Source organism: Paenibacillus sp. 7523-1, assembly GCF_002276415.1.
Classification (GTDB): Bacteria; Bacillota; Bacilli; order Paenibacillales; family Paenibacillaceae; genus Paenibacillus; species Paenibacillus illinoisensis_A.
The window spans coordinates 26761-39926 of record NZ_NPBR01000012.1 but is presented as its reverse complement, the minus strand read 5'-3'; the positions used below and the strand labels follow the sequence as shown (position 1 = coordinate 39926).

At 50.8% G+C, this 13166-nt stretch carries 9 protein-coding genes; 7 read left to right on the top strand and 2 right to left on the bottom strand.

Annotated elements, in window-relative coordinates; all coding sequences use genetic code 11:
• Positions 1 to 96 precede the first annotated feature (96 nt).
• The 6 genes from CHH60_RS14915 (at position 97) to CHH60_RS14890 (ending at position 8798) form a co-directional block, all read left to right on the top strand.
• On the top strand, positions 97 to 1032 hold the full coding sequence (locus CHH60_RS14915; RefSeq protein ID WP_095359892.1) for an ABC transporter ATP-binding protein: 936 nt from the start codon (positions 97 to 99) through the stop codon (positions 1030 to 1032).
• 12 nt (positions 1033 to 1044) lie between these two features.
• Positions 1045 to 2229, top strand: a complete 1185-nt coding sequence (locus CHH60_RS14910; RefSeq protein WP_095359891.1) for an ABC transporter permease — start codon at positions 1045 to 1047, stop codon at positions 2227 to 2229.
• Complete coding sequence (locus CHH60_RS14905) at positions 2222 to 3406, top strand: ABC transporter permease (protein WP_095359890.1); 1185 nt, start codon at positions 2222 to 2224, stop codon at positions 3404 to 3406. The genes CHH60_RS14910 and CHH60_RS14905 overlap by 8 nt, the downstream gene beginning before the upstream one ends.
• 349 nt (positions 3407 to 3755) lie before the next feature.
• A complete protein-coding gene (locus tag CHH60_RS14900) occupies positions 3756 to 5453 on the top strand; it encodes a molecular chaperone HscC (RefSeq protein ID WP_095359889.1) in 1698 nt (565 codons plus the stop codon).
• 7 nt (positions 5454 to 5460) lie between these two features.
• Positions 5461 to 8094: a J domain-containing protein gene (locus tag CHH60_RS14895; protein ID WP_095359888.1), complete on the top strand. Its 2634-nt coding sequence runs from the start codon at positions 5461 to 5463 to the stop codon at positions 8092 to 8094.
• Between the two features lie 17 nt (positions 8095 to 8111).
• Positions 8112 to 8798, top strand: coding sequence for a DUF1266 domain-containing protein (locus CHH60_RS14890; protein ID WP_095359887.1), 687 nt, complete (start codon positions 8112 to 8114; stop codon positions 8796 to 8798).
• Positions 8799 to 8890: 92 nt separating this feature from the next.
• On the opposite strand, the gene CHH60_RS14885 is transcribed toward CHH60_RS14890, so the two are convergent.
• Complete coding sequence (locus tag CHH60_RS14885) at positions 8891 to 9700, bottom strand: flagellar motor protein MotB (protein WP_095291452.1); 810 nt, start codon at positions 9698 to 9700, stop codon at positions 8891 to 8893.
• The gene (locus CHH60_RS14880) at positions 9684 to 10481 is read right to left on the bottom strand and encodes a flagellar motor protein (RefSeq protein WP_095359886.1); all 798 of its coding nucleotides are present in this window, start codon (positions 10479 to 10481) and stop codon (positions 9684 to 9686) included. The genes CHH60_RS14885 and CHH60_RS14880 overlap by 17 nt, the downstream gene beginning before the upstream one ends.
• A 169-nt stretch (positions 10482 to 10650) precedes the next feature.
• On the opposite strand from CHH60_RS14880, the gene uvrB reads away from it, so the two are divergent.
• On the top strand, positions 10651 to 12642 hold the full coding sequence (uvrB, locus tag CHH60_RS14875) for an excinuclease ABC subunit UvrB (protein WP_095359885.1): 1992 nt from the start codon (positions 10651 to 10653) through the stop codon (positions 12640 to 12642).
• The last annotated feature ends 524 nt before the right edge of the window (positions 12643 to 13166 follow it).

Genomic DNA, 13166 nt, shown 5'->3' with positions numbered 1-13166 from the left:
TGACCTTTCGTACCTTCGCGGGGCCATGGGATTCGGTACAATACAGATACGAAATCTGGCGGCGGGATGCTGGAGTGGAAGAGGAGTGTATGAGCGATGGCTATTCTTGAAATGGAACATGTAGTAAAACGGTACGGCAGCAAACTTTCAGTGGATCACTTGAACCTGAGTGTGGAGCGGGGGGAGATATTTGGACTCTTGGGGCCGAACGGAGCAGGCAAAAGCACCACCATCAGTATGATTGCAGGTTTGCTCAGCATCGATCAGGGCGAAATCCGGCTGAATGGCATTTCAGTGAAGGAGCGACCGCTTGAAGTCAAACGCAAGATTGGACTTGTGCCTCAGGATCTGGCGCTGTATGAAGCGATGACTGCTGCGGAGAATGTCACTTTTTTTGCCAGGCTATACGGACTGCGCGGGAAACTGTTGAAGGAAAGGGTGCAGGAATCGCTCGAATTTGTCGGGCTGCAGGATAAAGCGAAGGATGCTCCGTCCACTTTCTCTGGCGGGATGAAACGCAGGCTGAACATCGCATGTGCCATTATGCACCGGCCGGATCTAATTATTATGGATGAGCCCACGGTAGGAATTGATCCCCAGTCGAGAAATCATATTTTGGAATCTGTGCGCACGCTTAACAAGATGGGATCAACTATTATCTATACAAGCCATTACATGGAGGAAGTCGCGGCGATCAGTAACCGGGTGGCAATCATGGATCAGGGGCACATCATTGCCTGTGGCACCGAAGCGGAACTGAGAGAGCGGGTAGCGTCCGAGGAGAAAATCGTGCTGAGCGCTTCGGGAATTGGCCCCGGTGCCGTTGAGGAACTGAGGCTTCATCCGCGTGTGCGTGCAGTAGAAGTGGCAGGAGACACCCTGACCATAACGCTGCCATCGGCTCAGCAGGATCTGCAGGATATCCTTTTCATCTGCAGCAAACACGAGATTGCCATTCAGTCGCTCCAGGTTGAAGAGCCCGATCTGGAGACGTTGTTCCTCAATCTGACCGGTCGAACGCTGCGGGATTAGGAGGTGGCATGGATGAACATTTGGCATATTTGCATGTTTGAAATAAGACGGATTCTGAGAATACGATCTGTTCTCCTTAATCTGTTTGTTCTACCACTGCTGCTGATCTTTATTTTGGGAGCTGCGCTATCCAGTACGATGGATACGGGGAAGGACAACGTGCCTGGACAGGTACGCGTGGGAGTGATTCAGACAGGTTCGAATTCAGGTTCAGTCACGGAAGCCTTGAATGCATTTGTAGCGGCTCCGTCTGTATCCGAAATGATGAAAGTACTGCATTTTACGTCGGAGGAGGAAGCAGAGCGTGATCTCCGGCAAGGTGAACTCGATTTTGCAGTCTTGATCCCGCCCGATCTGGAGGAACGGATGGCGAAGGGGGAAGAGGCGAAGCTGCAATGGATTCTGGGGAAAGACGGCACACTGAACATCGTAGGTGAGACGTTGTTTACCCGCTTCACGGATGAACTGAACAGGCATATGGCAACAGTTGAAGTGTTGGGACCGGAAGCAAGCATGGCCGTGGCATCCATGACTGACGAGGGCTCGGCCAATTTCTCTTATGTTAACGTCAGCAATTCTGGGACGGCAGGTACCTCATACAGTGCCTCTCAATATTATGCTGCATCGATGCTGGCCATGTTCATGTTATACGCAGGCATGACGACGAGCAGCAGCCTTTTTAGTGAGCGGGACAAGAAAACTTTAACCCGTCTGCAGGCCGCTCCCGTAGGTAATGGTGTCATTTTTGCAGGGAAAATTGCGGGCAACAGCCTCCTGGCTTTCATGCAGGCGCTGATTATTGTTCTGATGACCTATTGGCTATACGGTGTGAATTGGGGGGCACATCCTTGGCTGATTGTTCTGATCTGCGTTCTGATCACCATATCTTCAATGATGATTGGTGTAATTGTGGCACTCGTGAGCAAAAGTGCAGCATCTGCAAGTGCGTTAATGCAGGGCATCATCATTGCCATGACGTTTATTAGCGGCGGCTTCACCCCGATTGCCATTGATTTTGTACAGCGGATTGGTGAATTTACGGTAAATCACTGGGCTTTGCAAAGTTTCCTGCGAATGATGCTGAACGCTTCAATGAGGGAGATTATGCATAATATCCTCATGCTCGGTGTTGTGAGTGCCGTCTTGCTTGCCATTGCAGCTGTGATCTACGGGAAGGTGGGATATCGCTATGAATAGTCTGAATATTGCCTGGTTAATGATCAAACGTACCATAGGACGCAAACGGGGGTTTATGGCATTCCTGCTGCTTCCCTGCCTTGTAGTCACAGGAGCAGTTGCGTTATTTGGGAGCGAGCAAGCTACGCGGGCCGTTATTCCTTATGTAAACGAGGATCAAGGGGCAGCCGGTGCATGGATTGTGAACGAACTTGCGAGCAAGGAAGAATATCTGCTCAAGCCGGTGAACACGGAGGCAGAACTGCGAGAAGCTATAACCCGGCAAAAGGGGAATGCGGGGATCATCATACCTGCTCATTATACGGATGACTTGCTGCAAGGGAAGCAGGTATCGATCGAGCTGGTTGAACTCCGTGTCAGTGAGAGTTCCTACACGCTGCGGGCTGCAGTTGAAGGGATGGCTGCCGGTCTCCATCAGTCGGCCCAGGTTGTAATGGCGGCAACGAGTGCAGCTTCAAGTCAAGAACAGATTGCAGAATCGGCAGCAACTCAAGAGCCATTCGAACAGCTGCTGCAGAAAACGGCGGAACATCAGATCTCCGGCGAAGCTACCGACCTGCAGATGTACCCCAAACCAGGACTGAACAATGTGACCGGATTTACAATCATGTTCATGATGGGGCTGCTGACCAGTGCAGTAGCTGTCATTATGGAAGACCGTAGGCATAGGACGATGGCCAGAGTGTACACCGCTCCTGTCCGTGCATATGAAATTGCTCTCGGCAATTTCATGGGCAGCTTTGCCATCGGCATGATTCAGATTGTGCTGGTGCTGGGGATCAGCAGGTGGGTGCTGCACTATGACGCAGGTATTCCATTTGGCGTACATTTCCTCATCCTGGCTGCGTTTATGCTGGTATCCATGGGGATTGCGAGTACGGTGGCCGGGTTGATCCGCGAATCCAAAAACGCAAACGTCCTGAATTCGCTTATTATCACACCAACCTGCATGATCGGAGGGTGCTTCTGGCCGCTGTCGATTATGCCGGACTATATGCAAAAGCTGGCCAACTTTGTCCCGCAAAAATGGACGATCCAAGCGGTTGAAACGATCTCTGCAGGCGGCACGTTGTCCGACATCAAACTGCCGCTGCTTATTCTGTGTGGCATGGCTGCGATATTGCTGACGGTTGGATCGGTTATTCTTCGTCCCAATCAGCCAGGTGTGGACGCATAACCTATGGAAATGTGCTGCGATAATTCAGGATAGGTTCATAGTTCATTTAGTCACTAGAAAGACTTTCATAAATTCGAACGGCCGGGTGCACATTTGTGTATCCGGTTTTTGGGCTGTAATCAGGTAGGGGAGGTGCCAAGGGTCTGATTCGTGGTGCCTGCTTTTGGGTAAATCAGTGAAGTTATACCTATGTCCTCAGGTTGTTAATCTATGATAAATTGTTCGTTAAGGAATGAATTAGACAGGGTCCATTCGGTATGCCGGACTTGTATATGCCAGCATATAACAAGGCCTACGGGACTGTCCTGTACATTTTATAGATGTTGAACAGAAAGAGGGTAAGTACTCCATGACAATCATCGGTATTGATCTGGGAACAACGAACAGCCTGGTATCCTGCTGGGCTGGCGGAGAACCCGTTATTATTCCAAATGCACTCGGCAACCGCCTTACGCCTTCCGTCGTTAGTGTCGACGACAACGGGGAGATGCTCGTCGGTGAAGTGGCCAAAGAGCGGCTGATAACACATCCCGAGCGGACAGCTTCTGTCTTCAAAAGGTATATGGGGACCGGGCGAACATTCCATTTGGGTACATATCATTTTTTGCCGGAAGAATTATCGGCTTTTATATTGAAATCGCTGAAGGCGGATGCTGAAGCCTACCTGGGGGAATCCGTGACTGAAGCGGTTATTAGCGTGCCCGCGTATTTCAACGATGCCCAGCGCAAGGCCACACAGCGGGCAGGAGAACTGGCCGGTCTCAAGGTCGAGCGCTTGCTCAGCGAGCCCACAGCAGCGGCCATAGCGTACGGTCTGCATCAGCAGCAGCCGGAAACGAAATTCCTGGTATTCGATCTGGGCGGCGGTACATTTGATGTATCCGTCCTGGAACTGTTTGATCAGATAATGGAAGTGAAGTCGGTTGCCGGAGATAACTTCCTGGGGGGCGAGGATTTCACAAGACTACTGGCGGACATGTTTGCCGAGCAGCATCAGATTGAGCAGGATACGTTGTCAGGCAAGGCACAGTCAGCCCTTTGGAAGCAGGCCGAATCATGCAAACGTGCGCTTGTTGATGGACGAGAAGGTACGATGTCCTTAACGCTGGAAGAGGGAGTAAGGGAACTTCGTGTTGACCGTGCAAGATTTGATCAAGCGGCTAAACCGTTACTGGCACGATTGCAAAAACCGGTCGAGCGTGCTTTGCGCGATGCTTCAGTCAAACTCAATGAGCTGGATGCCGTAATCCTGGTAGGCGGGGCTACGCGTATGCCGCTTATTTATTCGTTTACAGGCAAATTGTTCGGCAGACTGCCTGCGAACCATCTGCATCCGGATGAGGCTGTAGCCCTTGGTGTGGGAATCCAGGCCGCAATGAAGGAACGCCATGCCGACCTGGAGGAAGTGATTCTGACGGATGTATGCCCGTATACACTGGGTACCTCTGTGTCGATGTCGCTTGGCAATGGACGATTCGAATCAGGTATGTTTGCGCCGATCATTGAACGGAATACAGTCATCCCCGTTAGTAAGGTCGAGCGGTACTATACAATGCACAACAATCAGGCATCCATTACTGCGGATATATATCAGGGAGAGAGCCGGCTGGCGAAGAACAATGTCAAGCTGGGGGAACTGACGATCTCGGTACCACCGGCACCCGCGGGGCAACAGGCCGTAGATATCCGTTTCACGTACGATATTAACGGCATCCTGGAAGTGGAAGTGTCTTCGGTGGAGACAGGGGAGAAAAAGGTAGCGATAATACAGGGCAAAGAAAGTGACCTGTCCAAAGAGGAAATTGCCGAGCGATTCAAAGCGCTGGAAGCGATCAAGATCCATCCGCGGGATCGGATGGAGAACCGATTGCTCCTAGCTCGCGGTGAACGGATGTATGAAGAATCACTGGCCGAGTACCGTACGATCATAGCCGAGGCCATGCTGCAGTTCGAAGAGACGCTCAAACGCCAGGACGACCGTGAAATCAGGAAAGAAGCAGAAAAGTTGAAGGAAGTGCTGGATCAAATTGAACGAGTGCGGGAGTGATATGTGAATGGACATCTGGACAAGATTGGGGCTTGAGCCTACGCAGGATACGGGAGCCATTAGACGTGCGTATGCGAAGCAGCTGCGAAGTACACATCCGGAAGACGATCCGGAGGGGTTCCAAGAATTGCGGTCAGCTTACGAGCAGGCCCTAAAGGCTGCGAAAGAACCGATGCCGGATCAGGAGCTGCTTACGGCGCAGGCCAGCCCGCAAGCACAGAATCAGTCCGATAGGGAGCTCCCCTCTGTTCAGGCGGAAGGCCCTCTGCAAGAAGCGGCTTCCGAATCCGAAGAAGGTCCCGTCTACTTTACCGTGGATCACTGGGATGCTCCTGTTGAGACGGCAGCGACTTCGCTTCAAGATACAGCGGCAGTGGATGATACGGTCCAGTTGCTGGAACGAGCGCGTTATATTGTAGAGGATGTATTCAAACGGGCAGATTTGGCTGTATGGGAGGACTGGCTGCAGAGCGAGGAACTATGGCAGCTGGACGTGAAATTTTATACGGGAACGGAATTGCTGCGGATGCTGTATGAACGTCCTTTTTTGCCGAAAGCCATCTGGGGGCGGTTGGACGACTTCTTTAGCTGGACGGAGCAGCGGGAAGAGCTGAAAGAGGGACTTCCAGAGGAAGTCGCAGAGTATCCCGGTCTGGAGCTGGGGCGTCCGTGGGAGCTGCGTTATGACACGTTTGATCCGGAAAGAGACATAGACTATGAAACCTTTATTCGTCTGCGTGAAACGGCTTTCCAACTGATGCTTCGAGGTGATATTGCAGAAGCCGCATCACACATTGATGCAGGTATGGCACTGTATCCGGATGACCCGGACCTGATCCGGCTGGCAGCCAAATTCCGCCTGTGGAACAAGGAGGAAGAAGCCGCTCTGGTATTGTTTGAAAGGCTGGCTTCACTCGAACCAGATGCAGTGGACGGGCTGCTGCATAGCGCAAGACTTCTGTATGCCGCCGGGCAGAAGGAGCAGGCTGAGCAGCTGTACCGCAAGGTGCTGGAACGAGAACCTCATCAACTGGATGCATTGAATGGATTGGCCTTGTTCTATCAGGAGCAGGGTGAATTGGGGACAGCACTCCTCATGGTTGAGCAGATCGTCGCTCAGTATCCTCATGATCTGGAGATGCAGATTAAGCTGCTGGAACTGAAACAGAAACGGGTTGAGCAAAAGATCAGAGCGGCTGAACAGGAAGCGGATGCGGTCGTTCGTCGCAAGCTGCAGCGTGAAGCTGCCGAGGGGTATGCTGAACTGTGGAACGATGAGCAGCTTGTTCAATATCTGGGCGAAATTAATGTAAACGAGGAGTTGGATGCGGCATTATATCTGCTCTGGGCCCAGGGCTTTGTTCGAATAGGCAAAGGCGAGGAAGGGATTGAAGCCCTTCAGTACGCTGAGGCTGCTGCGAGCCGGGAAGGAATCAGCAGCTTTCCGATATTGCTTGAACGGGGTCAACTACACCTGCGCATGGACAATAACACGGCTGCCATAGAGGATTTGGGCAGAGCAGCAGAAATGGATCCGTCCCATGCCGAGGTCTTGCATTTGCTTGCGAGTGCTTACCAGAGAGAAGATCAGCTTGAGCCTGCCATTGAACTGTCAGGTCAAGCGATTGAGCTGAATTCCGAGCCCTATGAATATTATTCGCTGCGGGCACTTTGTTATTTTAGAATGGGCCGCTACGAAGAAGCGCTTGCCGATTATGAGATTGTTGTGGTTAAGGAGCATGATTTTGCAAACGCCTGGTACCGGAAAGGGTTCGCACATTTGAAACTGGGGCAGTATGCCGAGGCCGTACAATCCCTTGAAACTTCTTTGGTCCATGAGCATGAAGCGGTCATTTATTATTATCTAGCCATTGCAAGGGCGAAGCTGGGGGAGATGGAACAGGCCTTGCAGGATATCCGGCAATTCCGGAGCGAGAATCCGGGGGACCAGGATGGCCCTCTGATTGAAGGAGATATCCTGCGTTTACAGGGGCAGCTTATGTTGGCACACGATACATACGTCAACGGGTTAAATGAACATCCGAACGTATATGAACTTGCTAAAATGGCGGTCGTTTGCGTGATGGAGTCTGATATGCAGGACAAGGATCCACATTTGAACAAGCTTGCGGACATAATGTCTAACATGGAGACCGTCGAAACGTGGGGATTGCTGTTCATTACACGATATCTGGTAGAAGTCCAAGACTGGGCAAGTGTCCGAGCATATGTGGAAGCTTATATAGACGGAGAAGAACCGGAGGATATTGATCCTCATATCTGGTTGTATTCCGGGATTGCAGCCTATCATGCGGGGGAGATGGACCAAGCCATTCTTGAACTGGGTAAAGCCTACGGCGCAGGTCTGCGGGGCGATGTATGCAGTGCTCTGAGCATGGTGTATTACGATAAACATGATTGGGATCAGGCGCTCGCCTATGCCGAAGAGGCTATTCACAGTCAGCCAGACCACCCGGATTATGTTGTGCGTCGTAACGCTATTGCTGCTCGTGCTGCAGAACGGGGATTTTCCTTTTTGAAAAAGCTTCGCAAATCCAAGCCGGCATATGAACTGTGGCCTTCGACTGTACCCCTTCAACATCTGGAGCCAGATGAAGTCATGGACTTACATTTTACATAGGAAGGAGGGCAAGGATCATGGGACAGGACAGAGGAGCAGCTCAGGCTCTGCAGGGTGTTACGGACAAACAGCTGTGGTTTCGGGGCATGAGCGCCATCATGGATGAGATGAATGGACTGGATATACGCAACGATTACGAGCATGATGAGAATGAAGAGGAAAAAGAACGATTCCGTACCTCTTTGGAGGAAGAATGGCGTATTCATAACAGGGAAGAGCTTCTGTCGGCTTTGGAATGGATCCGGGAAGGCGGACATCGGGTTGCGTTTGAACAAATGAGGACTTTTATGAATGCATTATCGGAAGCTGATCAATGGAAGTGCATTCACTCCCTTAATCCGGAAACGGGCCGATATCATGAATATCTGGTGGTCAAAACGTATATGTACAAACTGCCCCCTGCCGGCATCGCAGCCTGGGATTGGGGAAGATACGCCAACCTGTGCCGGAAGAGTGCATATGTCGGGTTTATCACTGAAGTGGAGGCAGAACAATTGATTTTGGAGGCAGCCCTTGAAGCGCAATCGGCTTATTCTTCGTGGAAAGAGTACGCGTTTGCTTTCCTGGCGGGCAGATTGTACTGGTTGGAGCAAACGGCCGAGCCGCTGGTTCAGCGTCAGGTCAATTATGTGCGTAATTTGTTCGTGCAATCAAACAGCATTTATAACAAAGTGGACTGGAATTTGAATTTGTCCCTACAGTAAAATAGAAAAACAAAAGCACGTTCTACTGAATTCGGTTCGGCAGGAACGTGCTTTTTTTGGTGAAGTGACGGGATGCTTCGTCCGATTGGAACTTAGGTTTGGGGTTGCAGCTGACGCAGTACGGTGATTTCGACCCGGCGGTTTTTTTGCCTGCCGGCTGCGGTGGAATTATCACCTGTGGGACGTGTGTCTGCATAGCCTGCGTACTGAAATCCGTCAGGGTCCAGATTTTCTTTGTCCAAGAAAAACCGTAGCACAGACAGTGCACGTTCACCGGAAAGCTCCCAGTTGTCTTTGTATGTGGAATTCGCGCCGACAGGCACGTTGTCGGTGTGTCCTTCGATGCTGACGACAGTGCTCAGGTCACGAAACAGGCTTGCGAGCTTGCTGAGTGTAGGTGCAGCATCACTTTTGAGGGCGGCCTGTCCCTGATCGAACAGAAAGCGGTCACTCAGGGTGATGGAGATCCCCTGCGGATTATCTGCTACAAAAATCTGATTTTCCAGTTTATTATCTTCGATATACTGGGTAATCACATTGAACAGATTCTGCAGCTCCTCTTCCTGGGATCGAAACTGTTCTTCCCGCTCGGTCAGTGGCTGACCTTCTTCGGGAGATGTTGTATCCTCACCCTGGACCTCGGTTGGAGGGACTTCAGTGATGGTATGGCCTGCGGTTTCATCGATTCCATTGCCAAGGTCAAGAATGGAATCGGATTGATTAAATGTATTTTGCAGTGATTGGGTTACCACGTCGTATTTGCCTGAGTCCAGATTGCTCATGGCGTACATGATGACAAAAAAGATCAGCAGCAACGTAATGAGATCGGCATAGGTAATCATCCATCGATCCCGATGGTCACCAGGTTCACGTTTTCCGCGCCTTCTACTGCGCCGACTCATCCAATCCCTCCTTCATTACAGGACGTGAGATTTGACGATGAGTGAGGGTAAAGGACTCAAGCCGTTTCCGTACAAGATGAGGATTCTCCCCATTCTGAATGGCGAGCACACCTTCAAGCAGCATCTCCATCATCTGAATATCTTCCGCACCCCGGGACTTAATTTTGGAGGCAATGGGCAAAAAGATAAGATTGGCACTGGCTACCCCGTATAAGGTTGCGGTAAAGGCAACCGCGATGGCAGGGCCCAGTCCGGTAGGATCCGTCAGGCTGCCTAAAACCTGAATCAGTCCCATGACCGTACCGATAATACCCATGGTTGGAGCGTATCCTCCGGCGGACTCGAAGATTTTGGCATAGCCCTCATGCTTCTGTTCTACCGAATCAATCTCCAGCTCCATGATCTGACGGATCACATCCTGATCGGTGCCATCGACAACCATCTGGATACCGTCTTTCAGAAATGGATGCGGATGATCCATCACCTGGCGTTCCAGTGCAAGCACGCCTGAACGGCGGGCAATGGAGGACATGTCCACCAATTCTTCCATCCACTTGCGTGGATCATTATCATTACGACCAAAAGCCATGCGCAGTGCTGCCGGAATGGTACGCAGCCGATGAGACGGAAAGCTGGCAACCACTGCAGCAATTGTTCCACCGAACACAATTAGAGCAGCCGTTTTTTGCACGAGGCCGGACAATTGGCCGCCTTCCCACAAAAAACCGCTGATCACTGCGGCAATCCCGGCTATGATGCCGATAAGTGTCGCAATATCCATAAATTAACCCACTCCTGTCTTTACTTCACGTTTGCATCACATGTACGAACGAGGTATAATTATACGGGAACAAATATTCCTATTACTATAAGTTTTCCCATATGAAAATTCGGGGAACTTCGACAATATATAGTGACTATTATTTTAGACGATAGGGTGAGATACGGCAATGAGCGATATTATAATGAGCGACAAAACGTTCGAGATCGAGTCCGAGTTTTCTCCCCAAGGTGACCAGCCTGCTGCCATTGAAGAACTGGTGCAGGGTGTTCAGGAAGGGAAAAGATATCAGACGCTGCTGGGTGCAACGGGAACGGGTAAAACCTTCACAATTGCGCAGACGATTGCCAAGCTGCAACGTCCCACGCTGATTATTGCCCACAATAAAACGCTGGCAGCACAGCTTGCGAGTGAATTCAAAGAATTCTTTCCAAACAACATGGTTGAGTATTTTGTCAGTTACTACGATTACTATCAGCCAGAAGCATATATTCCGTCTTCCGATACGTATATCGAGAAGGACTCCAGCATCAACGAGGAAATTGACAAGCTGCGTCACGCCGCGACCAGTTCGCTGTTTGAACGCCGTGATGTCATTATTGTAGCGAGTGTGTCCTGTATCTACGGTTTGGGATCGCCGCATGACTACTCCAGCATGCTGCTGTCACTGCGCGTAGGCATGGAGAAGCCGCGTAATCAGATCTTGTCCCGATTGGTCGAGATTCAATATCAACGGAATGACATCAACTTCGTACGGGGAACATTCCGTGTACGTGGCGACGTCGTGGAGATTTTCCCGGCATCCAAGGGTGAACATGCGATTCGGGTAGAGCTCTTCGGAGACGAGATTGAGAAAATTACGGAAATTGATGTGTTAACCGGAGAACTGATCGGTGAGCGCGATCATATTGCGATCTTCCCGGCATCTCACTTCGTAACCCAGGAAGAAACGATGCGGGTCGCACTTGTCAACATTGAGCGTGAACTGGAAGAACGGCTTGAAGTACTGCGCGAACAAGGCAAATTGCTGGAGGCGCAGCGACTGGAGCAGCGTACACGTTACGATATCGAGATGATGAAGGAAGTTGGATTCTGTTCGGGGATCGAGAACTATTCAGGCCCACTGACATTCCGTGAACGCGGTGATACGCCTTACACGCTGCTGGATTACTTCCCGGATGACATGTTGATCGTGGTCGATGAGTCTCACGTAACTTTGCCGCAGATCCGTGCAATGTACAACGGTGACCAGGCGCGGAAGACGGTTCTGGTAGATCACGGATTCCGCCTGCCGTCTGCACTGGATAATCGTCCGCTGAAATTCGAAGAGTTCGAAGAGAAGATGAACCAGATCATCTATGTATCGGCAACACCAGGCCCTTACGAGATTGAGCACACGGATACGATGGTGCAGCAGATCATTCGTCCAACCGGTCTGCTTGATCCAATCATTGAACTTCGTCCAACGAAGGGACAGATCGATGACTTGATCAGCGAGATTAACGACCGGATTGCCAAGGACGAACGTGTGCTTATTACAACGCTGACGAAGAAGATGTCCGAGGACCTGACGGATTACCTGAAGGAGATTGGAATCAAGGTGCGCTATTTGCACTCTGAGATCAAGACATTGGAACGTATGGCGATCCTGCGTGATTTGAGGCTGGGAACATTCCATGTGCTGATCGGGATCAACTTGCTCAGAGAAGGTCTTGATTTGCCGGAGGTTTCACTTGTTGCCATCCTGGATGCCGACAAGGAAGGTTTCCTTCGTTCCGAACGCTCCCTGATCCAAACCATCGGTCGGGCCGCGCGGAACAGCGATGGCCGAGTTATTCTGTACGGTGACAAAGTGACCGATTCGATGGATAAAGCGATGAAGGAAACGGAACGCCGTCGTGAAATCCAAATAGCATATAACGAAAAGCACGGAATTACACCACAGACGATCCGCAAAAAAGTGCGTGATGTGATCGAGGCCACCAAGGTTGCCGAATCCAAGAACGAGTATCTTACAGGCGCTGCCGAGAAGATGTCGAAGAAGGAACGTCAGTCGCTTATTCAGCGTCTTGAGGCTGAGATGAAAGACGCCGCGAAGAATCTGCAGTTTGAGCGTGCAGCAGAGCTTCGTGATGCGTTGCTGGAGCTGCGTGCGGAGTAAATTGATAAATAGATATGCAACAAGAGAACGGCCAGTTGGCCGTTCTCTTGTTGAGTAAAGAACCGGCAAGGAATGACCGATAATTAGTCATGTTGAAAACCTGGAATCAGGTCTATACTGATAGAAATGTTGAAATTGGTTAAAAGGTTTATAGGGAAGGTGATTTGCATCAATCCAAGAAGCAACATTAATTCGTAAGATATAAATCGAAAAGGTTCTGTTCGTTTATATCTTGTACCCGTAAGGGACTGGAATCGAATGATGCAAATTACTGAGGAAAGCATTTGGAAGTCGTGTAGAGGGGAGCCGAGCCAAAGGCAATGGCGACTTACCGCGAGCGAGGCGGAGCCGTGAGCGTCTTGGTGTTTAGTGGAGCCGAGCCAAAGGCAAGGGCGACCTACCGCGAGCGAGGCGAAGCCGTGAGCGCCCTCTCACAGTAGAGCAGCCTTCCAAGAGACTGGCAGCAGGCCGGGATCTTGGGGGAAGCTGCGGGCACACGACATACCTTCACATAGCAAGACCCG

Coding starts and splice junctions, on each gene's coding strand:
- CHH60_RS14915 (WP_095359892.1), top strand. CDS start 97: ATGGCTATTCTTGAAATGGAACATGTAGTAAAACGGTACGGCAGCAAA.
- CHH60_RS14910 (WP_095359891.1), top strand. CDS start 1,045: ATGAACATTTGGCATATTTGCATGTTTGAAATAAGACGGATTCTGAGA.
- CHH60_RS14905 (WP_095359890.1), top strand. CDS start 2,222: ATGAATAGTCTGAATATTGCCTGGTTAATGATCAAACGTACCATAGGA.
- CHH60_RS14900 (WP_095359889.1), top strand. CDS start 3,756: ATGACAATCATCGGTATTGATCTGGGAACAACGAACAGCCTGGTATCC.
- CHH60_RS14895 (WP_095359888.1), top strand. CDS start 5,461: ATGGACATCTGGACAAGATTGGGGCTTGAGCCTACGCAGGATACGGGA.
- CHH60_RS14890 (WP_095359887.1), top strand. CDS start 8,112: ATGGGACAGGACAGAGGAGCAGCTCAGGCTCTGCAGGGTGTTACGGAC.
- CHH60_RS14885 (WP_095291452.1), bottom strand. CDS start 9,700: ATGAGTCGGCGCAGTAGAAGGCGCGGAAAACGTGAACCTGGTGACCAT.
- CHH60_RS14880 (WP_095359886.1), bottom strand. CDS start 10,481: ATGGATATTGCGACACTTATCGGCATCATAGCCGGGATTGCCGCAGTG.
- uvrB (WP_095359885.1), top strand. CDS start 10,651: ATGAGCGATATTATAATGAGCGACAAAACGTTCGAGATCGAGTCCGAG.